Genomic DNA, 22919 nt, shown 5'->3' with positions numbered 1-22919 from the left:
CGTGGCCCGCACCGGAGAACCCCGGTGCGGGCCACGGCCTTTTCTGCGTGCCCTCGGAAGGGTCACGGCGGGCCGGACACTCCTGGGCCGCGGTGGCGGTCCCGTAACAGGATCGTCATCTTTCCCCCGCCGCGTAAATAGCCTGTGACCTGCGGTTACGGTGCCGTTTCGCCCATTGTGGTGGACACGCGTCCTTTTCTAGTGTTCCTGTCAGGCGCCTCGAAGGGTGCCGTGAACGCACGAGAACGGAGAACACCATGCCCGACTTCGGTCAGCTGTCCGACCTCTTCGGAGGCATCACCGACATCCTCGGAGCCGTCGTCACATTCACCGGGTCGCTGGGGGGCGAGGGGGGCATGAACGACTTCTTCGATGCCGTGTCGAGCATCAGCGCCGACTGATCCCAGAGCCCACCTCCAGAGATAACCACCCAGCAGACCTAGGAGTACACCATGTTCCCCGAGTTCGGATCCCTCGCCGGCGTCAGCGGCGCCCTCGGCTATGTCAACGACTTCCTCGGCGCCTTCGGAGACCTGTTCTCCGGCCTGGCCTACTTCACCGGAGGCGACTTCGAGGAGGCCCTCGCCGGAGGCTTCATGATGTGGTGACCCGAGCCTGCTGAGGGCGGCCATGCCCCCAGCACACCGGTGCGGCCCGTGCGATCTCCCTCGCGCGGGCCGCATCTGTGCGTGCGGGGACGGTTGACGGTTCAAGCCCGTTTGTCAGGGACCGAAGATAAAGAATTCTTGGTGATGTTCTGGTGAACAGCGTGCGTGGCGCACCAGTGTATGAGCAGAAGCTAACTAAACAGAATATGCGCATGACTTTTTGTGGTTTGCGCAGTTACCGCAGGATGTTAGGATTTCCTCGCATCCGTGATCTGCGCCACTAAGGATGCCCTGAGTTCGCCTCGTCGTCACCCGGTCTCAATGGAGACGGAAGTCACAATTGACTTCGGAGCCGCTCAGATTACTCTGACTCTGGCCCCATGAGCCGGGGCACCACTTTCAAAGGGAGACACACATGCCTGACTTCAGCGCCATCAGCGCCGCACTCACCGCGGTCAAGAACCTCATCGACGGCGTCGTCAGCTTCACGGGTTCGGTCACGGGCGAGGGCACCCTCGACGCGCTGGCGGCACTCGGCAGCCTGGGCGGCGACGTCGACGTCACCGGCCTCTGATCTGCTTCAGATCCTCGCGCTCCGGCGCACCGCCCCGGCTGCGGCGTAAAGCAACCGACCCCCCGAACATCATCTCGGCCCGGATCCGTCCGGACCACACCTCTCTATAGGAGTACAGCATGGGTATCGACCTCGGTTCCGTCGGCGAGCTGCTCGGCCCGAAGGGTCTCGTCGACCTCGCGGGCGGCCTGCTCGGCGCCGTCAACAACGTCGTCAAGGGCATCGGCTACTTCGCCGGTGGCGACTTCCAGAAGGCCCTCGACGCCGGCTTCATGGCCTGAGTCGTACGGCTGATCGACAAAGGGCTCCGGGCCTCGCCCGGGGCCCTTTCTCGTGTGCTCCCCGGTGTGGCGCCCGCCCACGCGCCGCGAGGGGTGTATCGGATTTTCTTCATATCGGTAACAAGAGGCCGGGTAGCGTCGATAATGTTGACGTGAGCCGCAAGGGTGGTTCCGCGGTTACCGGCGGGCCACCCGGGTATGTCATCCTCGGATGGTGCCCGGCGGGCGCAAGACTCGGTCCTGTAGGCACGCTTCCACCAGGGGTGTGCTTAGTGGGACTTGTGTGACTACTGGGAATCGGGTTAGCTGTCAAGCGAGGGTCTGCCCGGGTCCGTCTGTGAACAACGAGAAGGTTAGGCGTCGGAATATGCGTTCAGTCAAGAGCGGCCGGTTGGGCACCAAGGTCGCCGCAGCGGCCATCGCCGCGGCCATGGTCCCCGTCGTTGCCACGGGCACGGCACAGGCCCAGGGTGGCAACATCCAGTACACCAAGGCCACCGCCCAGAACAAGGTCGTCGAGACCCAGCTTCCCGACGGTCGACTGATCGTGTCGGTGTGGTCGGACAAGATGGCCATCGAGGTCCCGAACATCGTGCAGCGCCCCCGCGACGGTAACGCCGGCGCGCCGGTGCTCTACCTGGTCAACGGCGCCGGTGGCGGCGAGGACTCGGCCACCTGGCAGGCACAGTCGGACGTCCGGGCCTTCATGTCCGACAAGGACGTCTGGACCGTCACCCCGATCGGTGGTGCCTTCTCCTACTACACGGACTGGCAGCGTCACGATCCCAACGTCCAGACCCGCTACGCCCGCGAGACCAACCGCCCGATGGCGTTCGAGACCTACCTCGCGCAGGAGCTCCCGACCCTCTTCGAGGGCCGGTACGGCGGCAACTACCCGAACCGCAAGCGCAGCCTCGCCGCGATCTCGATGACCGCCACCTCGGTCCTGACGATCGCCCAGAACCACCCGGGCCGCTTCCAGGCCATCGGCTCGTACTCGGGTTGTGCCGAGACGTCGACCCCGATCGGCTACCAGTTCATCAACATCGTCACCGGCATGCGTGGCGGCGCGAACCTCGACAACATGTGGGGCCCCTACCCGGGTCCGGGCTGGGTGGCCAACGACCCGGTCGCCCAGGCGCACAAGTTCGTCGCCCAGCGCGACAACGGCACCCTGCCGGCCATGTTCATCTCCACCGGCAACGGCCTGCCCGGCCCGCACGAGTCGCTGGAGAACTGGCGTCTGCGCAACAGCATCCCGGCCCTCGCCAACCAGGCGATCGTCGGCGGCATCATCGAGGCGGCCACGCAGTACTGCACGGCCAACCTCGCCCGCCGCTTCGGCGAGCTGCAGATCCCGGCCCAGTTCGACTTCGCGCCCAACGGCACGCACTCGTGGGGCTACTGGGAGGACGACCTCAAGCAGTCCTGGCCGATGATGGCCCAGGCGATGAACGCGCGCTACGGCCCGATCTGATCGGCTGACGCGCCGGCGCCCCCGGGTCCCGGCTCCGACGGACCCCGTCCCACCATCCGAGTGGGGCGGGGTCCGTCGTCGTCCGTGGGCGTGCAGCGTGCGCGTGGTCACGTCGGGCCGGGTGCGGTGTGGGCAGGGGACTGCGGCATCCTGTACGCATGACCAAGACCGACGACCCGCGGCGGACCGAGCTCCGGCACGCGGACGGCAGCACGAGTCCGCTGTTGATGGTGGAGGCCGACCAGCGGGACTCCGACAGGCCCGCCGTGCTGGTCCTGCCCGGCATCGCCGTCGGCGCCCGGTACTACCTCCCGCTGGCCCGCGCACTGGCCGCCGAGGGCGTGGACGTGGCGATCACGGAACTGCGGGGCCAGGGCGAGAGCACCCACCGCATCGGCCGCGGCGGTGCAGCGGCGGGCTACCACGAGAGCGCCGCCGAGGACGTGCCGCTGGCGCTGGACGCCATGCAGCGCGAGCTGGGGACTCGGAGCGTGGTGCTGCTGGGCCACAGCATGGGCGCCCAGATCGGGGTGTATCACCTGGCGCGGCACGACCCCCGGGTGGTGGGCCTGGTCGCGGTGGCGGCGCAGTCCCCGTTCCACCGCGGGTATCCCCGGCGCGTGGGCCGGCGACTGCGGTTGGGCGCGATCCTGCTCCCCACCATCGGGTGGCTGGCCGGACACGTCCCCGGACAGTTCTTCGGCGCGAGCGGGAGGATCCCGGCCGAGCGCATCAGTGACTGGTCCCGCCTCGCGGCCCGGGGCGACATGCAGCCGGCGCGCGCCGACCTCGACTACCGGGCGGGCCTGGCCCGCGTCACGGTCCCGGCGCTCTCGGTGGTCATCGCCGAGGACCCGCTCGCCCCCGAGAGCGCGGCCCGTGGCCTGCTGGCGATGCTGCCAGCCGCCCGGACGAGCCTCGAGGTGGAGCCGGAGGCGCTCGGCCACAACACGTGGGCGCGCAAGCCCGCCGAGGTGGTCACCCGGGTGCTGGCGTGGATGGACCGGGAGGTGGCGCTCAGCCCGTCACGGGACGACGACGAGGGAGCCGACGCCTGAAGAACTCGTAGGTGAGGACCGCTTTCCGGGCCTCCTGCGAGTTGTCCGCGGCGCCGGCGTGCCCGCCCTCGACGTTCTCGTAGTACGCGACCTCGTGCCCGGCGGCCTCGAGTGCGGCCGTCATCTTGCGGGCGTGCCCCGGGTGCACGCGGTCGTCCCGCGTCGAGGTGGTCATGAGCACCGGGGGGTAGGGACGATCCGAGGCGGGTTCGACGTGCTGGTACGGCGAGTACGCGCCCAGGAAGTCGTCCCAGTCCGCGGAGTCGGGGTCGCCGTACTCGGCCATCCAGGACGCGCCGGCCAACAGCAGGTGGTAGCGCCGCATGTCCAGCAGCGGGACCGCGATCGCGATCGCGCCGAACAGTTCCGGATAACGCGTGAGCATGACGCCCATGAGCAGCCCCCCGTTGGACCCGCCGGTCGCGCCGAGCTGATCGCGGGTGGTCACCCCTGTGGAGACGAGGGCCCGGGCCACGGCCGCGAAGTCCTCGAACGCGCGGGGGCGGTTCTCGCGGACGGCGGCCTTGTGCCAGGCGGGTCCGTACTCGCCCCCGCCGCGGATCCCCGCGACCACGTAGACGCCGCCCCCGGTGAGCCAGAGCGCCCCACGCAGCGCCGCGTACGACGGCCGCATGGACACCTCGAAGCCGCCGTATCCGTAGAGGATGGTCGGCCTCGGCCCGTCGGGGCCGGGGCCGCGCATCACGGTGTAGGGCACGCGGGTGCCGTCGTCGCTGACCGCTGTGTGCCGGGTGACCTCGATGCCGGTGGTGTCGAACCGGTCGGGGGTGGACCCGAGCGTCGTGGTGGAGCCGTCCGCGCGCAGCAGCACCAGCGACGGCGGCACGATCGGCCCGGACACCGCGAGGACGGCGTCGTCGGGGTGTGGGCGCTCGTCGTCGTCCATTCCGCCGCCTGCGTCGGCGCCGGACAGGCGGTCGCAGGACAGCACGTCCACCGACACGTGGTCCGGTAAGCCCTCGACGGGGCGGGGCTCCCAGGCCCCGTCCGCGGCGTCGGGGATCGTGTACGCCTCGAGGCGGGACTCGGTGTCGTCGAGGATCGTCAGCAGGATCCGGCCCCGGCCCCAGGTCACGTCCTCGACCGTGGTGGAGGGGGTGGGGGAGAACAGGACGACGGGCTCGGGCAACCGCGAGGGGTCGGCGTCGATCGCGGCCCACGGCAGCACGAGGACCGACCCGCCGGCGTGGGTGCGTCCGGCGACCTCGAGATCGGTGCGCGGCCGCAGCAGCAGCCAGTCCCCGCACGACTCCACGCGGCAGTCCTCGGGGACCGGGAGTCGGTGGGGTGCGGTGGTCGAGGGATCGACCCCCGGGGACCAGAACCACTCCTCGGAGGTGTGGAAGTCGGGGGCACGGCTGGCCGTGTAGCGGCCCGAGGTGAGGTCGTACGCGGCGCCCACCGCCACGTCCTCCGATCGTCCGGAGAAGATCACCGGCGCGCTGAGCGGGTCGGTCCCGCGACGCCACAGCCGCGCCAGGCGGGGGTAGCCGGAGTCGGTGGCGTCCGACCCGCCGGGGTCCAGCGGCGAGGACAGCAGCAGGGTGTCCCGGTCCACCCAGGACACCGAGCTCTTGGCCTCGGACAACCGGAACCCGCCCTCGGACTCCGGGACGAATCGGCGGGCGGTCAGATCGAACTCGCGGACCTCCACCGCGTCCGCGCCCCCGCGGGAGAGCCGGATGAGCGCCCTGTCGTCCGCGGGGCGCCGGACCACGGTGCCCGAGTAGACCCAGTTGACCCCCTCCTCGGCGGCCAGGGCGTCCACGTCCACCAGGGTCTCCCAGGCCGGGTGGTCGACGCCCGGGGCACCACGCGAGAGCACGGACCACGGCACCCGTCGCCACAGACCGCGGGGATGGTCGGCGTCCCGCCAGAGGGTGTAGGCGTGGCGGCCGCGCAGGACCGGCCACGCGATGCGGTCCGAGGCGTCGAGGATCTCCAGGGCGCGGGCGTACGCCGTCTCGGCCTCCGGCCCGGAGGCGAGCTCCGCAACGGTCCGGTCGCTCCGGTCCCGGACCCACTCGAGGGCCCCGGCGGAGTCGACGTCCTCGAGATGCAGGAACGGATCGGGCGACGCGGATGAGTTCATGCCCCGATGATGCCGTGTGCGGCCCGTCGGCAACTGAACCGGTGTAAGAAATCCACAGGCTCTTGTTACCGGGCCGTAGCGTCAGTACCATCAACGCCATGCAGGGGTCGCCTGACCCGGCCATTCTCGAAATCCTCGGGGATGCACTCGATAAACGGAGATACACAATGGGTTCCCTCACCGACATCCTCAGCACCGGCTCGGGCGATTCCGGTTCGCTCAGCGGCGGCAGCGCCACCGGCAACATCACCGACATGATCGCCGAGACCGTCGGCGACATCGTCGCCTCGGCTCTCAAGTCGGTCCTGGGCAACCTGTCCTGAGCTCGCCCCACTCGGGCACCGTCGCCGCCCCTCCCCCCGGGAGGAGGCGGCGACGCTCATTTCGGGTGGGGTTCCACGCCGCTCCGCCGCTCGGCGGCCGTCGGGAGCGCTACCCTGTGTGTCGTGGCTGACACTCATTACGACCTCATCGTCCTCGGCGCGGGCCCCGGTGGCTACGTCGCCGCGATCCGCGCCTCGCAGCTCGGCCTCAAGGTGGCCGTGATCGAGGAGAAATACTGGGGCGGTGTGTGCCTCAACGTCGGGTGCATCCCCTCGAAGGCGCTGCTGCGCAACGCCGAGCTGGCCAACACGGTGCTGCGTGACGCCAAGACGTTCGGGATCTCCGGGGACGTCTCCTTCGACTACGGGGTGGCCCACGACCGCAGCCGCAAGGTCTCGGACAACATCGTCAAGGGTGTCCACTTCCTCATGAAGAAGAACAAGATCACCGAGATCGACGGCTTCGGCACCTTCACCGACGACAAGACGATCGAGGTCGACGGCACCTCGTACACGTTCGACAACTGCATCATCGCCACCGGTTCCGTGGTCAAGACGCTGCCCGGGATCGAGCTGAGCGAGAACGTGGTGGACTACGAGGACCAGATCCTCTCCCGCGAGCTCCCGGATTCCGTCGTGATCGTCGGCGCCGGGGCCATCGGCATGGAGTTCGCCTACGTCATGTCCAACTACGGCGTCGAGGTGACGATCGTCGAGTTCATGGACCGTCTCCTGCCGAACGAGGACGAGGAGGTCTCCAAGGAGATCGCCAAGCACTACAAGAAGCTCGGCGTCAAGGTCCTCACCGGGCACAAGACCACCAAGGTCACCGACAACGGCGACTCGGTGGAGGTGGAGGTCGAGAAGAACGGTGAGGAGGGCAAGTCCCAGACCGTGACCGTGGACAAGGTGCTGATGGCCGTGGGGTTCGCGCCCCGGGTGGAGGGCTACGGCCTGGACAAGACCGGTGTCGAGCTCACCGACCGCGGCGCCATCGCCATCGACGACAACATGCGGACCAACGTCAAGGGCATCTACGCCCTCGGCGACGTCACCGCCAAGCTGCAGCTGGCCCACGTGGCCGAGGCGCAGGGAGTCGTGGCCGCCGAGACCATGGCCGGCGCCCAGACGCAGACCCTGGGTGACTACCGGATGATGCCGCGCGCGACGTTCTGCCAGCCGCAGGTGGCCTCGTTCGGGCTGACCGAGGCCCAGGCCCGCGACGAGGGCTACGACGTCAAGGTGGGCAAGTTCCCGTTCTCCGCCAACGGCAAGGCGCACGGGCTCGGCCATGCGGTCGGGTTCGTCAAGGTCGTGGCCGACGGCACGCACGGCGAACTGCTCGGTGCCCACCTCATCGGCCCCGACGTCTCCGAGCTGCTGCCCGAGCTGACCCTGGCGCAGATGTGGGACCTCACCGCCGAGGACGTGGCACGCAACGTGCACACCCACCCGACCCTCTCGGAGGCCATGAAGGAGGCCGTCGAGGGCGTCAGTGGCCACATGATCAACCTCTAGGGGCGCCGGCCCGGCCCTGACCCGGCCGGGCCCGCACTCACCGGGCAGCGGTCAACGAAAAGAGCGTTCCGCGCACCGCCTCTCGGGCGACGTGCGCGGAACGCTCTTCTCGATGGCTGGGGCGCCGACGACGGTCGAGGGGCCTACTCGGCCACGACGATCTTGGCCATCTGCGCCTCGTAGATGGCGTCCAGGGCGCCGGCCGCGGAGGGCAGGACCGGGTCCGCAGCCGGGTTGTTGCCGCGGGCCGCGTACTCGACACTTACGGTGGTGTCACGGGTGAAGCCGTGGATCGCGATGGCCCGGCTCAGCGAGCGGGTGCCGTCCGGCCGGGTGGTGATGAAGTCGCTGGTGACCCGGAATCCCTCGGTGCCCTCGATGGCCGGGGCGTCCGCCACGGTCATCACGAGCTCGACGGCGGGGTTGGTCGAGCTCCGCGAGGAGGTGCACGCCTCGTACAACGAGCGGTCCATGAAGTCGTCGAGCCTCTGACCGACCATGCCGATCCCGAAGCGGTGCTCGGTGTCGTCCTCCTCCGACTGCTTGTACCGCACCGCTGCGGTCAAGCCGTCGGTGGTCGCGAAGTTGGAGACCGTCTCGAGGCGGGAGACACGGTCGCACGCCGGGTCCTCCATGAGCTGCTTGCCCTGGTCGGCGACGAGCTTGTCGACGGCCTCCTGGAGGAGATCCGGCTCGATCACCTGCACCACACCGCCACCGGGGGCCTCGCCCTCGGACAGGACCAGCTGGTCGAGAGGCGCCTCGGGTGCGGACTCGTCGATGGTCGCCGTGGTCTGGGTGTCGCCCGAGGCGTCACCGTTCCCGGAGTCGTCGGAGTCCGACGTGCAGGCCGTGAGTGCGGCCGCGGTGACCAGTGCGAGGCCGGCGATCGCGACACGGCGGGGATTGCGGGTGCGAAGTCGCATCTCTCTCCTTCTAGTCCAGAGTCACCGACCATAGTGCCACCGGGCACCCGGCAACAGTGCATTCCGCCCCGCGTGGAGGCCAGGTGGACCCCACATCCCTCCCGACGCGTCCCTCCCGGGCGGAGGCCGGGTGGCTCCCACATCCGTCCGCGCCGGGCGTGAGATCGGCCGCACGGGGGGAGGTGAGGGGTTCGATACGGCCGCCGGGTGTCTACCCTTGATGCGTCACCGGACGAGCCCGATCGGCCCACCGACCCGGAAGCAGGATTCGACATGGACCATGACGGCATTAATGCCGTGCTCTTCGACCTCGACGGGGTCATCACCCCGACGGCCGAGAAGCACATGCAGGCGTGGAACCGGATGTTCTCCGCGTACTTCGCCGACCGCGGGATCGACCCCTACTCGGACGAGGACTACTTCCGCTACATCGACGGCAAACCGCGGGTGGAGGGGATCGCCTCGATACTCGCCGCGCGCGGCCTCACGCTGCCCGAGGGCGACGAGGGTGACGGCGAGGGGTCGGCCGACTCGGACACGATCACCGGGCTGGGGCTGCGCAAGAACATCGTCTTCCGTGAGCTGCTCGACGAGGGGATCGAGGCCTACCCCGGGTCGGTCGCCTACCTCGACGCCCTGGACGCCGCCGGGATCGCCTCCTGCGTGGTCTCCAGCTCCAAGAACGCCCGCCCCGTGCTCGAGGCGGCGGGGCTGGGGGACCGCTTCGAGGTCATCCTCGACGGGCTGGTGGCGCAGGCCGAGGGCATCCCGGGCAAGCCCCGGCCCGACACGTACCTGCGGGGGGCCGAGCTGCTGGGCGTGCCCGCGGACCGCTGCGTGGTGATCGAGGACGCCGTCTCGGGCGTGCAGGCCGGTGCCGCCGGCGGGTTCGCGCACGTCATCGGCGTGGACCGCGGCGCCGGTCGCGAGGTCCTGCTGCGGGAGGGTGCCGACCTCGTCGTCGTCGACCTGGCCGAGTTGATCCCCGGGCTGACGGGGGCACGGTCATGACACCCGTCCCCCCCGGGCGCGGCCCGGTCCACGACACGATCGGCCAGTCCGTCCCCGGCAACATCCGGACGACCTACGGCGTCAACCTCCGCAGCCACCTCGAGGTGCCGGAGATCAACCGCTCCACCCACCCCGCGGATCCGTGGCGCTGGGTGGAGACCAACCCCAAGGCCTCCCCGCTCGGGGTCTCCGAGACGCAGTTCGCCGTGGCCAACGGCTACCTGGGCATGCGCGGCAACCCCGAGGAGGGCCGTGATTCCCACACGCACGGCACCTACGTCAACGGGTTCCACGAGACCTGGCACATCCAGCACGCCGAGGACGCGTTCGGTCTGGCGCGCGAGGGCCAGACCATGGTGGACGCGCCCGACACCAAGACGATCCGCATCTACGTGGACGACGAGCCGCTGCGGGTGAGCGAGGCCGACCTCGAGCACTACGAGCGCAGCATCGACTTCCGCGACGGCATCCTGCGGCGCGAGCTGGTCTGGCGCACGCCGGCCGGCAAGAAGGTGGTCATCCGCACCACCCGCATGGTCTCGATGGTGGAGAAGCACCTCGCGGTGATGACCTACGAGATCGAGCTGCCCGACGAGCCCGCACCGGTGGTGATCTCGTCGCAGGTGCTCAACCGGCAGGACGGCGAGGACGAGTACCGCTCCGCCGAGACCGTGCCGGAGGGCTTCGACCCGCGCCGCTCGGACGGCCTCGACCACCGGGTGCTCGAGCCGGTGGTCTCCGACGGCCAGCGCGGTTACCAGGTCCACGGGTACCGCTGCGCCAACTCGGGCATGTCGATCGCCGTGGCGGTGGACCACGAGGTGGAGACCGAGGACGAGGTCGACATGAGCGTGGAGAGCGACGACGACGCGTCCAAGGTCGTCTACCACGCCCACGCCACCCCCGGTCGCGTCCTGAGGCTGACCAAGCTGGCGGCGTACCACACCTCCGAAAAGGTCCCCGCCGGTGAGCTCGCCGACCGGTGCGCGCGCACCCTGTCCCGCGCGCGCGACCGCGGCGTCGAGGACCTCCAGCGCACGCAGCGCGACTGGTACGACCACTTCTGGCATCGCGGGGACGTGGAGGTGGACGGCCCGCCCGAGACCCAGCAGGCCATCCGCTTCAACCTGTTCCAGCTGGCGCAGGCCTCCGCCCGCGCCGAGACCTACGGGATCGCCGCGAAGGGCGTCACCGGCAGCGGCTACTCCGGTCACTACTTCTGGGACACCGAGACCTACGTCCTGCCGTTCCTCACCTACACGATGCCGCGGTTCGCCCGGAACGCCCTGCGCTTCCGGTACTCGATGCTCGACAAGGCCCGCGCCCGCGCACGCTTCCTGTCCGTGAACGGCGCGCTGTACCCGTGGCGCACGATCAACGGCGAGGAGGCCTCCGCCTACTACGAGGCCGGCACCGCGCAGTACCACATCAACGCCGACATCGCGCACGCCATGGTCAAGTACCTCTGGGCCACCGAGGACCAGGAGTTCATGATCCGCGAGGGCGTGGACGTGCTGGTGGAGACCGCGCGGATGTGGGTCTCGCTCGGGTTCTTCGCCGACGACGGATGCTTCAACATCCACGGCGTCACCGGTCCCGACGAGTACACCACCGTGGTGGACAACAACCTGTTCACCAACGCCATGGCGAGGTTCAACCTGGTGGCCGCCGCGATCGCGTGCAAGCGGATCGCCGAGCTGGGTGACGGCCGGTGGGCGGGGATCTGTCGCCGCCTGAAGATCGACGACGGCGAGATCGCGGAATGGCGGCGCGCCGCCGAGAACATGGTGATCGCCTACGACGACGCGCTCGGAGTGCACCCCCAGGACCAGGACTTCCTGGCCAAGGAGGTCTGGGACCAGGACCTGGAGCACCCGCGCCGCCCGCTGCTGCTGCACTTCCACCCGCTGGTGATCTACCGCCACCAGGTCCTCAAGCAGGCCGACGTGGTGCTGGCGATGTTCCTCCGCGGCGACGAGTTCACCGAGGAGCAGAAGCGGGCCAACTTCGAGTACTACGATCCGCTCACCACCGGCGACTCGACGCTCTCGGCGGTCGTGCAGTCGATCATCGCCGCCGAGATCGGGTACTGCGACGAGGCGTTCGAGCACTTCTCCAAGGCGCTGGTGGTGGACCTGGCGGACGTGCACGGCAACGCCGCCCACGGGATCCACGTGGCCTCCGCGGGCGGGGTGTGGTCGGCGCTCGTGAGCGGGTTCGGCGGGATGCGCGACTACCGGGGCGAGATCTCGTTCGACCCCCGGGTGCCCGCCGAGTGGGGCGCGTTGACGTTCCGGCTGACCGTGCGCGGGACGCACGTGAAGGTCCGGTGCACCCACACGGAGATCACGATCGACAACCTCAACGGCGCCGACTTCGAGTGCACCGTGCAGGGGCAGCCGGTGACCGTACCCGCCGGCCAGACCCTCACGCTGGGGCTGGACGAGCGGGCCCGCGCCTGCCTGTCCCGTGCCGAGCTCGCCGCGGTGGAGGGCTGAGGGGAGCGGTCAGCGGGGGCGGTCGGGCTGGATCCGCAGGGCCCGGAGGGACGTGGCCAGTCCGTCGTACTGCGCCACCAGCTGCACCAGACCCACCAGCTCCGCCTCCGTCAGGTGGGCCGCCACCTCCGCCCACGTGTCATCCGCGATGTCCTTGGTCCGCACCAGCTCGTCGACCGCGGTCAACACCGCGCGCAGCCGATCCGACCAGCCGGCGTCCGCGGGGTCGCGCAGGGTGCGGGTGATCTCGTCGTCGTTCAGCCCCACCCGCGCGCCGATCCGCTCGTGGTGGGCCCGCTCGTAGGCGCTGCCGCGCAGATGGGCCACGCGCAGGATCACCAGCTCCGTGGTCCGGCGGTCGAGCACCCCGAACGGCATCATCATCCCCGAGTAGGCCAGCCACGCGGGGAAGAGCCGGCGCGCACGGCCGAGCGTGGCGAACAGATGGACGTCCTGGCTGCCGGTGACGCGGGCGCCCACGCGGTTGACGGCCCAGCCCACCGGACCGAGTTCAAGGAACCCGCCGGGGCGGATGCGGGGCCGGGCCGGGTCGCGGGGATGGCTGTCGGTGCTGTGCGGCTGGCTCATGGCCGTCAGGGTAGGGCAGGGGAGGCGGCCGGCGAGTGGGGTTCGTCGAGCAGATACGGCGAGAGCGACGACCGGTGCGCGTCCACCTTGAGGGTGCGGTTCAGCGGCGGGAAGGCACGTTGCGGACAGGCGGGCCGCTCGCACATGCGACACCCTGACCCGATCTTGGTGGCGGCGTCGGCATCGGCGAGGTCGAGTCCCTGCGCGTAGACGGTGCGGTGGGCGTGACGGGCCTCGCAGCCCAGACCGATCGCGAAGGTCTTGCGGGGTTGCCCGAACCGCATGGGCCGGGTGGTGACGGTCCGTGAGACCCACAGGTGCAGGCGCCCGTCCGGCAACTCCGCGACCTGGCGCATGATCTTGCCCGGGAAGGAGAAGGTCTCGTAGACGTTCCACAGCGGGCAGGTGCCACCCGAGGTGGTGAAGTGGACGCCGGAGGCCGACTGCCGCTTGGACATGTTCCCCGCGCGGTCGACGCGCACGAAGCTGAAGGGCACCCCGGAGGCGCCCGGGCGCTGGAGTGTGGACAGGCGGTGGCACACGGTCTCGTAGCCCGTCGCGTAGAACGTCATCAGGCGTTCGACGTCGTAGCGGAAGTCCTCGGCGGTGTCGAGGAAGCGCTGGTAGGGCATGAGTACGGCCGCGGCGAAATAGTTGGCCAGCCCGCGCTGGGCCAGGGCGCCGGCGGCGGGGGAGCTGAAGGCCCCGTCGGCCACGAGCTGGTCGAGCAGCTCTCGGTGCTCGAGGAACGCGAGCTCGGAGGCCACCCGGAAGGCCTGCTGCCCTCCGGTCAGGTGCGCCGACAGGTCCAACCGGCGGTCCCGGGCGGAGAAGCGGTGCCACAACCCGTCGGGCAGGTCCACGCGGCGCACCACCCTGACGCCGTGGATCTCGGCGAGCCGGTTCTCCAGCTCGGCCCGGACGTCGCCGCGGTTCATGCGGATCCGGGTGGTGAGCTCCTCGGCCGCGGTGTCCAGGGAGTCGATGTAGTTCTGGCGTTGGTAGAAGTAGTCGCGCACCTCCTCGTGCGGCATGGCCAGCGCGAAGGTGTCCGCCTCGTCGGACAGGGCGTTGCGGCTCTCGGTGAGGGCCGCGAGGAGGTCCGCGGAGTTGCGGTACCGCTGGTTCAACACGGCGAAGGCGCGCGCCAGCGACGGGTGGGCACGGACCAGGTCGATCACGTCGCCCGCGGGGATCCCGGTGGACACCTGGGGGTCGGACAGGGCCTCGGTGAGCTCCGCGATCAGCCGGGTGTCGGCGTCGGAGGCGAAGAAGGTCGAGTCGACCCCGTACTCCTCCGACAGTCGGGCCAGCACCCGGGAGGTGACCGGGCGCGCGTCCTTCTCGAGCTGGTTCAGGTAGCTGGCCGAGAGCCCGAGCGTCTCGGCGAAGGCGGCCTGGGTGAGGCCGTGCTCCTCGCGCAGGCGGCGCAGGCGAGCACCCATGTGAGTCGTGGTCATCGATGGCTCCCGCGGGTCGGTGGTGTGCCCCACATTCTTCGCAAAGTTCGCAAGCAATGCAAGGAAACTCGCCAGATTCGCACAATTCCCAGGTAGACGGGCTGCGATGCGTGTGGCATCCTTTCCAGGTACAGGACGCCGCGCTCGCAATTGTGCGAAGCCGGGTCCGCCCCCGAGACAGAAAAGAGTCGCGATGTCGAACGTCGGCAAGGCACGTACCGCTGCAGAGATCCAGCAGGACTGGGACACCAACCCCCGCTGGAAGGGCATCACCCGCAACTACACCGCCGAGCAGGTGGCGGAGCTGCAGGGCACCGTCGTCGAGGAGCACACCCTCGCCCGCCGTGGCGCGGAGATCCTCTGGGACAAGGTCAACAACAAGGACTTCGTCAACTCCCTCGGCGCGCTGACCGGCAACCAGGCCGTCCAGCAGATCCGTGCCGGCCTCGAGGCCGTGTACCTCTCCGGCTGGCAGGTCGCCGGCGACGCCAACCTCTCGGGCCACACCTACCCGGACCAGTCGCTGTACCCGGCCAACTCGGTCCCGACCGTCGTGCGCCGCATCAACAACGCGCTGCTGCGCGCCGACGAGATCGCCCGCATCGAGGGTGACACCTCGGTGGAGAACTGGCTCGCCCCGATCGTCGCGGACGCCGAGGCCGGCTTCGGTGGCGCCCTCAACGCCTACGAGCTGCAGAAGGCCATGATCGCGGCCGGCGCCGCCGGTGTGCACTGGGAGGATCAGCTCGCGTCGGAGAAGAAGTGCGGCCACCTCGGTGGCAAGGTGCTCATCCCGACCAGCCAGCACATCCGTACCTTGACCTCGGCCCGCCTGGCCTCCGACGTCGCCAACGTGCCGTCGGTCATCATCGCGCGCACCGACGCCGAGGCCGCCACGCTCATCACCTCCGATGTGGACGAGCGTGACCGCCCGTTCATCACCGGTGAGCGCACCCCCGAGGGTTTCTACCACGTCAAGAACGGCATCGAGCCGTGCATCGAGCGCGCGAAGGCCTACGCCCCGTTCGCCGACATGATCTGGATGGAGACCGGCACCCCGGATCTCGAGTACGCCAAGAAGTTCGCCGAGGGCGTCAAGTCCGAGTTCCCGGACCAGCTCCTGTCCTACAACTGCTCGCCCTCCTTCAACTGGAAGGCCAACCTCGACGACGACACCATCGCCAAGTTCCAGAAGGAGCTCGGCGCGATGGGCTTCAAGTTCCAGTTCATCACCCTGGCCGGCTTCCACTCCCTCAACTACGGCATGTTCGATCTGGCCTACGGCTACGCCCGCAACCAGATGACCTCGTTCGTCGAGCTGCAGGAGCGCGAGTTCAAGGCCGCCAAGGAGCGTGGCTTCACCGCCATCAAGCACCAGCGTGAGGTCGGTTCCGGTTACTTCGACCGCATCGCCACCACGGTCGACCCCAACACGTCCACCGCGGCGCTGAAGGGCTCCACCGAGGAGGGTCAGTTCCACTGACCTCCCGCGTCGCCCGCTCGTAGGGCGATACGCACAGTGGCGTGAACACACCGGGGGCCGCGGCCGTCTCCTCGAGGCGGCCCCGGCCCCCGCGTGTGTCTCACGCACTCCCGGGCAACGCCCGTGAGCGGTCCCCAGGTTCGAAGAAGGACGTGTCGCACATGCCCACCACCCGCGAGGTAGCCCCGGGACAGGGGTCGATCACCCGCGTGGGAGTGGTCGGTGCAGGCCAGATGGGGGCCGGGATCGCCGAGGTCTGCGCCCGCGCCCACGTCGACGTCCTGGTGTGGGAGTCCACCCGGGAACTCACCGCCGCGGGCCGGTCCCGCATCCTCTCCTCGCTCGACAGGGGCGTGTCCTCCGGGAAGATCACCCGGCGCGAGCGTGACCAGGCCGCTCTGCGGCTGCGGTTCACCACCGACCTCGGGGACTTCGCCGATCGACAGTTGGTGATCGAGGCGATCGTCGAGGACGAGGCGGCCAAGACGGCCGTGTTCCGTGAACTCGACGAGGTGGTCACCGATCCGGAGGCGGTCCTGGCCTCCAACACCTCCTCCATCCCGATCATGAAGCTCGGCGCGTGCACCGCGCGGCCCCGGCGCGTGATCGGCATGCACTTCTTCAACCCCGTCCCGGTGCTCCCGCTGGTCGAGCTGGTGAGCACGCTGGAGACGGGGGAGTCCGTCCGCGAGCGCGCCGAGGGGTTCGCCGAACAGGTCCTGGGCAAGCAGGTGGTCCACTCCGCGGACAGGTCCGGAGCCGTGGTCAACGCGCTCCTCGTGCCCTTCCTGCTCTCGGCCATCAGGATGGCCGAATCCGGCTTCGCCACCCCGGAGGACATCGACAAGGCCATGGTGCTGGGGTGCGCCCACCCGATGGGCCCGCTCTCCCTGGCCGACCTCGTGGGGCTGGACACGGTCAAGGCGATCGCGGACTCGATGTACACCGAGTTCCGCGAGCCGCTGTACGCCCCGCCACCCCTGCTGCTGCGCATGGTCGAGGCCGGACGGCTGGGGAAGAAGAGCGGCCACGGCTTCTATCGGTACGACGTCCCCCGCGCCGCCGCCCGAGCCGCCCGCTGACCGCCGTGGCCCCGGAGCTCGAACGCTCGCACCTCGCTCTCAGCCGTGCGTCCAGCGTGCTGGGGTATCCGCGGATCGGCCCGCGCCGCGAGCTCAAACGCGCGCTGGAGCGGTACTGGCACGGCGACGGCACCCGGTCCGAACTCCTCGCCGTGGGGCGCCGGATCCGGGAGTCGACCTGGCAGGAGCTCCGCGAGACCGGGATCACGCAGATCCCGGGACACACCTTCTCCTTCTACGACCACGTCCTGGACGACGCCCTGCTGATCGGCGCCGTCCCGCACCGCTTCCGGGACCTGGTCCGCGATCTGTCCCCGCTGGACACGCAGTTCGCGCTCGCCCGCGGCCGTGCCGACGTGGCGCCCCTGGAACTGGTCGCCCTGCAGGGCACCCCGTACCACTACCGCCAGCCCGAGTTCGAGGACTCCTCCGTCCTGGGCCTGCGACCGGCGGAGTTGCTGGCGGAGGTCGCCCGCGCCCACGAGCTGGGGGTCGACATCCGGCCCGTGATCACCGGCCCGGTGTCGCTGCTGCTGCTGAGCAAGCCCGCACCCACCGCCGCCCCCGGCTTCCGGCCGATCGCGCTGCTCGACCGGGTGCTCGAGCAGTACGAGGCCCTGCTGGAGGCGCTGGCGGGGGCGGGCGTCACGTGCGTGCAGTTCGACGAACCCTGCATGACCATGGAGCGCACGCCGGCCGAGGTCGAGCAGGTCCGGCACGCCTACGACCGGCTGTCCGCGGCCCCCACCCGCCCGCGGATCCTGGTGACGGGACAGTACGGGGACCTGGCCGGGGCGCTGCCCGCGCTCGCGTCCACGGGGATCGAGGCGATCGGTCTGGATCTGGTCCACGGCTACCGGCCCGCGGACGAACTCGCGGCGATCCCGGGACTGGCCGGAAAGCGGCTCTACGCCGGCGTGGTCGACGGCCAGAACGTCTGGCGCACGGACAAGTTCGAGGTCCTGGACTATCTGAGGCAGCTCAAGGCCACCTTCGCCGACCTGGTGGTCTCGACGTCCTGCACGCTGCTCCACGTGCCCTACGACGTCGGGGCCGAGGTGGACCTGCCCGCGGAACTCGAGGACGCGCTGGCCTTCGCGCGACAGAAGGTCGCCGAGGTGGTGTCACTGGCGGACGCGCTGGTGGACGGGCCCACGCCGCGCTGGCGGCCGCTGCCGGTGCGGCCCGGTGCGCGCAGGGAGGACGTGCGTGCCAGGACGGCGTCGGTGGACGACGACGACAAGGTCCGCATGCCCTACGCGGAGCGGGCGCCTCTGCAGGCGGAGCGTCTGAGGCTGCCGATCCTCCCCACCGCGACCCTCGGCTCGTTCCCGCAGACGGTACAGATCCGTCGGGCACGCCGGGACCTGGCCGACGGCCGGATCGACTACGAGCGCTACTGCGGTTACCTGCGGGAGGAGATCGCCTCGGTGATCCGGCTGCAGGAGGACATCGGCCTGGACGTCCTGGTCCACGGTGAGGTCGAGCGCAACGACATGGTGCAGTACTTCGCGGAACTGCTCGACGGGTTCGCCGCGACCCGGCACGGGTGGGTGCAGTCCTACGGGTCCCGGTGTGTGCGCCCGCCCATCCTGTACGGGGACGTGGCCCGGCCCGCGCCCATGACGGTCGAGTGGACGGGGTACGCGCAGACCCTGACCGACCGGCCGGTCAAGGGGATGGTGACGGGGCCGGTGACGATGCTCGCCCGGTCCTTCTGTCGGACGGACCTCGCGCTGCCCGAGGTGGCCACCCAGCTGGCGCTGGTGATCCGCGACGAGGTGGCGGACCTGGAGGAGGCGGGGCTGGCGATCGTCCAGATCGACGAGCCGGCCATCCGCGAGCTGCTGCCGCGGCGGGGCGCGGACAGGCGGGCCTATCTCGAGTGGGCGGTGGCGACGTTCCGCCTGGCGTCGGCGGGTGCCCGGCCGGACACCCAGATCCACACGCACCTGAGCTACTCGTCGCTCCAGGTGATGAAGGAGGCGATCGAGGGGCTCGACGCGGACGTGACCGCGATCGTCGCGACCCGGTCGATCGACTGGGTCCTCGACGCCCTCACCGACCACACCCTCACGCGGCAGGTGGCCCCGGGTGTGTACGAGTCTCGATCCGGTTTCGTCCCGGACATCGACCTGCTGCACGAGAGGCTGCTCGAGGCGGTGGCGGCGGTGGGGGTGGACCGCCTCTGGGCGGTCCCGGACGGCGGGCTCAAGACCCGCTACACATGGCAGTTGGAGCCGAGTCTGCGCAACCTGGTCACCGCGGCGCGACGAATCCGCCGGGCGGTTGCCCGCGGGACCTGAGGTTCCAATAGAATCGGGTCAAGCAACTCCCGGGCCGCCGCGTCCGGGATCGGTAGTAGACGAAAGAGGACGACATCATGGCCGGTCAGACCCTCGAGCACACTGGTGCTGCCATCGTCGAGGAGTACTACCCGAAGTACGCGACCGAGGTGGCGCCCACCTACCCGCTGTACTCGACCGAGATCTACGCCGGTTCGGCCATCATGCTGCTGGCGATGAGCATGCTGGGTCTGCCCATCACGGCGCTCGCCTTCTACACCGACGACATGGACGTGTCCCTCGGTCTGGTCGTGGCCGCGGTCGTGGCCACCGTCGTCGTCTTCGTCATCGGCCTCGCGGTGTGCATGATCGGGTTCCGCAAGTACGGGCGCAAGGACGCACACTGACGCTCGACCCGGTCGCCGCGGCGGGCGGTTCCGCCCTGGTCGCGGGTGACCCGGCGACCGACGCGGAGCGCAGGGCTGCGCTCCGCCGCATGAAGCTGGTCGCGACGGGGTTCCTGGTCGTGGCCGGGATCATCTTCCTCTTCGCGGAGTATTCGCTGTCCAACGGCGCCGGGGCGTGGGCCGGGTACGTGCGCGCGGCGTCCGAGGCGGGGATGATCGGTGGCCTCGCGGACTGGTTCGCGGTCACCGCGCTGTTCCGTCACCCGCTGAGGATCCCCATCCCCCACACGGCGCTGATCCGCAAGAAGAAGGACCAGCTGGGGACCTCGCTGGGCACCTTCGTCGGCGAGAACTTCCTCGATCCCGAGATGGTCAGCGAGAAGGTCCGCAGCGCCCGGATCCCCGCGCGGGCGGGCGAGTGGCTCCAGGAGGAGGACCACCGTGCGATCGCCTCCGACCAGGCGGCCAAGGCGATCCGGTCTGTCCTGGCGGTCCTGCGCGACGAGGACGCCACGGCGATCATCGAGCGGACCATCGTCGCCCGGATCGCGGAGCCGAAGTGGGGACCGCCCGCGGGCCGGATCCTGGCCGAGCTCCTCGAGGAGGGCCGCCACCTGCCTCTCCTCGACCTCATGGCCGACCGCACCCACGGGTGGGTCGAGGCCAACCCGGAGACCATCGACCGCTGGGTCCGCGAGAAGGCGCCCACCTGGGCGCCGCAGTTCGTCAACGAGCTGCTCTCCGACCGCGCCTACCGCGAGCTCCGCGAGTGGACCTGGCAGATCAAGGTGGACAAGCAGCACGCGGTCCGCCTGGCCCTGATCGGGTTCGTCGAGGACTTCGCCCGCGACCTCCAGCAGGACCCGGCCACGATGGACAAGCTCGAGATCTTCAAGGCGGAGGTGATGAACCGCGAGGAGGTCCGTCGGGCGGCGGCCTCCGCCTGGACGGCGGCCAAGCGGATGATCGTCGAGGCCACCGAGGACTCCTCCTCGACCCTCCGGGTGAAGATCGACGACCTCCTGCGCCGGCTGGCCGATCTCCTGGTCGACGACGAGAAGGTCCGGGCGCGCCTCGACGACTACATGACCCGCACCGCGGCGTACGTGGCGGTGAATTATGCCGGCGAGGTGACCTCGATCATCGCCGATACCGTCGAGCGGTGGGACGCCGACGAGGCGTCCGAGAAGATCGAGCTGCTCGCCGGAAAGGACCTGCAGTTCATCCGGATCAACGGCACGCTCGTCGGCGCCCTCGTCGGCGTGATCATCCATCAGTTCACCCTGCTCGTCTTCTGACCTGCTCATTCGACCTGCCCGTTCGTTGACGCGGCCCCTGAGGGGGCCCGCCGCGAGCCTGTGACCCATCACACCGCTCCGACCGCTTGCTGCAGTTAGCACTCGTTGCTAGCGTTGTCCTCAGACGACGTGAGACGCACGGCGAGGGGAGGTGGACTCCATGGCCGAGAAACGTGGCCGGGAGACCGGCAGGAAGCCCGGGTCCACCGCCGCGCAGGCGGTCGAACCGACCGCTGCGACCCTCGCGCGGAGGGCCAAGCCGACCGGCGAGGTCCCCCGTCACGACGACGTCGCCCCACAGGGCGACGACGACAAGCGCATCTCCGAGTCGCAGGACATCGGGTCGTTCATCCGCGCCCAGCGGGAGGCCGCCGAGGTGTCCATCCGGCAGCTCGCCGAGCGTGCCGGCGTCTCCAATCCGTATCTGAGTCAGATCGAGCGTGGGCTGCGCAAGCCGTCCGCTGAGGTGCTGGGTCAGATCGCACGAGGTCTGAGGTTGTCCGCCGAGGTGCTCTACGCCCGCGCCGGGATCCTCGAACTGAAGGAGGGCAGTCCGGTGAGGGACGCCATCCTCACCGCGCCCGACCTCACCGAGCGTCAGAGGGAGGTGCTCGTGGAGATCTACGAGTCGTTCCGAACGAACAACGCGACCGCCGCCGAACAGGTCGTCGACGTGCACTGAGCCCGTCCGACGGCGGCCCCGTGGGGCCACGTCACATCCCACCCCGCAACACCTGCATGACAACGATCAAGGAGCCGACATGAGCCAGAAGAAGCCCGTTTCCAAGAAGACCCCCGCCCAGGCCGCCGCCGCGCAGGCCGAGTCGCAGGCCAACCCCAAGGACACCGCGCCGAGCGGCCCGCTCGGTCAGGCGCTGTCCGCCGTGCGCACCCCGGTCTACGCCTACGTCGGCGTGAACGACCTCGCGGTCCAGGCCGTGTCCGGGCTGGTCTCGGACCTCCGTCGTCGCGCGGAGGAGGCCGTCACCGACGCCCAGACCAAGGTGAACGAGCGCGTGACCGACGTGCAGAACCGGGTGACCGAGCGCGTGGCGGACGTGCAGAACCGCGTCACCGAGGTCCCCGATCGCGTTCAGGCGCTGCCGGCCGAGGTGGAGGAGCTGGTCAACCGGTTCCGCCCCGAGGAGCTGCGGAAGGTCGCCGACGCCTACGTCGAGGTCGCGGCCGGGATCTACGGTGGGCTCGCCGCCCGTGGCGAGGACGTGGTGTCCCGCCTGCGTGAGGAGAACCCGCAGCTCGAGGCCGGCCTGGCCCGCGTCAACGAGCAGGTCGCCCGCGCCGCCGGCGCCATGGAGGAGCAGGTCGAGCTGGGCGAGGACGCGCTCGGCACGGTCGCCCGCCAGACCCGGTCGATCGGCGTGAAGGCCGCGGGACGCGTGTCCAAGGCCGCCCGTCAGGCCGCCGAGGAGGCCGGTACCGCCGCCGACAAGGCCGCCGACAAGGTCGAGGACGCCGCGTACGCCGCCTCGGACGAGGTCCAGAGCGGTGCCGCGAAGGTCGAGGCCCAGGCGGCCCAGGCCAAGAAGGCGACCGCGAAGAAGGCCCCGGCCAAGAAGGCTCCCGCGAAGAAGGCCCCGGCGAAGAAGGCCCCGGCCAAGAGCGCCGCGAAGTCGACCACCGCCTCCAAGTCGACCACGGCGTCGAAGTCGGCGTCGACCTCGGCGACCAAGTCGACCCCGGCCGCCAAGACGGCGTCCACCTCGGCGACCAAGTCGACCTCCGGGTCGGCGTCGGGCTCGACCTCGGGTTCGGGCTCGACCTCCGGCTCGGCCAGCACGCCGTCGTCGTCCTCGACGACCAAGTCCTCGTCGTCGACCGACAAGTCGTCCGACTCCGGCAGCAAGTGAGTCACCGCGGCTGAGGCCGCAGACAGCCGCCCCCGGCCCGCTCTCCCCGAGCGGGCCGGGG

Annotated in this window: 21 protein-coding genes; 17 read left to right on the top strand and 4 right to left on the bottom strand. The window is 70.0% G+C overall.

Annotation, left to right across the window (positions count from 1 at the left end):
• The first annotated feature begins 257 nt into the window (after positions 1–257).
• The 6 genes from G6031_RS14005 (at position 258) to G6031_RS13980 (ending at position 3998) form a co-directional block, all read left to right on the top strand.
• The gene (locus tag G6031_RS14005) at positions 258–401 is read left to right on the top strand and encodes a hypothetical protein (protein ID WP_182609540.1); all 144 of its coding nucleotides are present in this window, start codon (positions 258–260) and stop codon (positions 399–401) included.
• A 51-nt stretch (positions 402–452) separates the two neighbouring features.
• The gene (locus G6031_RS14000; RefSeq protein WP_182609541.1) at positions 453–608 is read left to right on the top strand and encodes a hypothetical protein; all 156 of its coding nucleotides are present in this window, start codon (positions 453–455) and stop codon (positions 606–608) included.
• 415 nt (positions 609–1023) lie between these two features.
• Entirely contained in the window at positions 1024–1182 is a 159-nt protein-coding gene (locus G6031_RS13995; RefSeq protein WP_182653583.1) for a hypothetical protein, read from the top strand.
• A gap of 119 nt (positions 1183–1301) precedes the next feature.
• Positions 1302–1463 carry a hypothetical protein gene (locus G6031_RS13990; protein WP_179523438.1) on the top strand — a complete coding sequence of 54 codons (162 nt, stop codon included), beginning with the start codon at positions 1302–1304 and terminating at the stop codon, positions 1461–1463.
• A 367-nt stretch (positions 1464–1830) separates the two neighbouring features.
• Positions 1831–2940 carry an alpha/beta hydrolase family protein gene (locus tag G6031_RS13985; protein WP_179523437.1) on the top strand — a complete coding sequence of 370 codons (1110 nt, stop codon included), beginning with the start codon at positions 1831–1833 and terminating at the stop codon, positions 2938–2940.
• Between the two features lie 158 nt (positions 2941–3098).
• On the top strand, positions 3099–3998 hold the full coding sequence (locus G6031_RS13980; protein ID WP_182653582.1) for an alpha/beta fold hydrolase: 900 nt from the start codon (positions 3099–3101) through the stop codon (positions 3996–3998).
• Here the strand turns inward: G6031_RS13980 and G6031_RS13975 are convergent.
• Positions 3958–6144, bottom strand: a complete 2187-nt coding sequence (locus tag G6031_RS13975) for a prolyl oligopeptidase family serine peptidase (protein WP_277820139.1) — start codon at positions 6142–6144, stop codon at positions 3958–3960. The two genes, G6031_RS13980 and G6031_RS13975, sit on opposite strands and share 41 nt — an antisense overlap.
• Positions 6145–6278: 134 nt before the next feature.
• Between G6031_RS13975 and G6031_RS13970 the strand changes: the two genes are divergently transcribed.
• Both G6031_RS13970 and lpdA read left to right on the top strand, forming a co-directional pair.
• On the top strand, positions 6279–6434 hold the full coding sequence (locus tag G6031_RS13970; RefSeq protein WP_179523434.1) for a hypothetical protein: 156 nt from the start codon (positions 6279–6281) through the stop codon (positions 6432–6434).
• A 123-nt stretch (positions 6435–6557) separates the two neighbouring features.
• Positions 6558–7952, top strand: a complete 1395-nt coding sequence (lpdA, locus tag G6031_RS13965) for a dihydrolipoyl dehydrogenase (protein ID WP_182653580.1) — start codon at positions 6558–6560, stop codon at positions 7950–7952.
• Between the two features lie 143 nt (positions 7953–8095).
• On the opposite strand, the gene G6031_RS13960 is transcribed toward lpdA, so the two are convergent.
• The gene (locus G6031_RS13960; RefSeq protein ID WP_182640627.1) at positions 8096–8878 is read right to left on the bottom strand and encodes a hypothetical protein; all 783 of its coding nucleotides are present in this window, start codon (positions 8876–8878) and stop codon (positions 8096–8098) included.
• 273 nt (positions 8879–9151) lie between these two features.
• Between G6031_RS13960 and G6031_RS13955 the strand changes: the two genes are divergently transcribed.
• Both G6031_RS13955 and G6031_RS13950 read left to right on the top strand, forming a co-directional pair.
• Positions 9152–9889: a beta-phosphoglucomutase family hydrolase gene (locus G6031_RS13955; protein WP_182653584.1), complete on the top strand. Its 738-nt coding sequence runs from the start codon at positions 9152–9154 to the stop codon at positions 9887–9889.
• Positions 9886–12387 (top strand): glycoside hydrolase family 65 protein, encoded by a 2502-nt coding sequence (locus G6031_RS13950; RefSeq protein ID WP_179523430.1) that lies wholly within the window; start codon positions 9886–9888, stop codon positions 12385–12387. Before G6031_RS13955 ends, G6031_RS13950 begins: the two co-directional genes overlap by 4 nt.
• Positions 12388–12396: 9 nt before the next feature.
• Here the strand turns inward: G6031_RS13950 and G6031_RS13945 are convergent, their stop codons facing one another.
• Together G6031_RS13945 and ramB are read right to left on the bottom strand one after the other, a co-directional pair.
• Positions 12397–12975: a carboxymuconolactone decarboxylase family protein gene (locus G6031_RS13945; RefSeq protein WP_182653579.1), complete on the bottom strand. Its 579-nt coding sequence runs from the start codon at positions 12973–12975 to the stop codon at positions 12397–12399.
• Between the two features lie 5 nt (positions 12976–12980).
• Positions 12981–14435, bottom strand: coding sequence for an acetate metabolism transcriptional regulator RamB (gene ramB / locus G6031_RS13940; RefSeq protein WP_179523428.1), 1455 nt, complete (start codon positions 14433–14435; stop codon positions 12981–12983).
• A 193-nt stretch (positions 14436–14628) separates the two neighbouring features.
• Here ramB and aceA point away from each other — a divergent pair, with 193 nt between their 5' ends.
• From aceA to G6031_RS13905, 7 genes are all read left to right on the top strand, one after another.
• Positions 14629–15918: an isocitrate lyase gene (gene aceA, locus G6031_RS13935; protein WP_179523427.1), complete on the top strand. Its 1290-nt coding sequence runs from the start codon at positions 14629–14631 to the stop codon at positions 15916–15918.
• A gap of 161 nt (positions 15919–16079) precedes the next feature.
• A complete protein-coding gene (locus G6031_RS13930) occupies positions 16080–17000 on the top strand; it encodes a 3-hydroxybutyryl-CoA dehydrogenase (RefSeq protein ID WP_179523426.1) in 921 nt (306 codons plus the stop codon).
• Between the two features lie 5 nt (positions 17001–17005).
• Positions 17006–19306, top strand: coding sequence for a 5-methyltetrahydropteroyltriglutamate--homocysteine S-methyltransferase (gene metE, locus G6031_RS13925; protein WP_182653578.1), 2301 nt, complete (start codon positions 17006–17008; stop codon positions 19304–19306).
• Positions 19307–19383: 77 nt separating this feature from the next.
• Positions 19384–19692, top strand: a complete 309-nt coding sequence (locus G6031_RS13920; protein ID WP_179523424.1) for a hypothetical protein — start codon at positions 19384–19386, stop codon at positions 19690–19692.
• An 89-nt stretch (positions 19693–19781) separates the two neighbouring features.
• Positions 19782–20990 (top strand): DUF445 family protein, encoded by a 1209-nt coding sequence (locus G6031_RS13915; RefSeq protein ID WP_182609723.1) that lies wholly within the window; start codon positions 19782–19784, stop codon positions 20988–20990.
• Between the two features lie 160 nt (positions 20991–21150).
• On the top strand, positions 21151–21672 hold the full coding sequence (locus G6031_RS13910; RefSeq protein WP_187700505.1) for a helix-turn-helix transcriptional regulator: 522 nt from the start codon (positions 21151–21153) through the stop codon (positions 21670–21672).
• A 79-nt stretch (positions 21673–21751) separates the two neighbouring features.
• Positions 21752–22858: a hypothetical protein gene (locus G6031_RS13905; protein WP_182653577.1), complete on the top strand. Its 1107-nt coding sequence runs from the start codon at positions 21752–21754 to the stop codon at positions 22856–22858.
• The last annotated feature ends 61 nt before the right edge of the window (positions 22859–22919 follow it).

Origin of the sequence: Dietzia sp. CQ4, from assembly GCF_014145125.1 — a bacterium.
Classification (GTDB): Bacteria; Actinomycetota; Actinomycetes; order Mycobacteriales; family Mycobacteriaceae; genus Dietzia; species Dietzia natronolimnaea.
The sequence above is the reverse complement of the archived record's forward strand: the minus strand, read 5'-3'. Positions and strand labels throughout refer to the sequence as shown.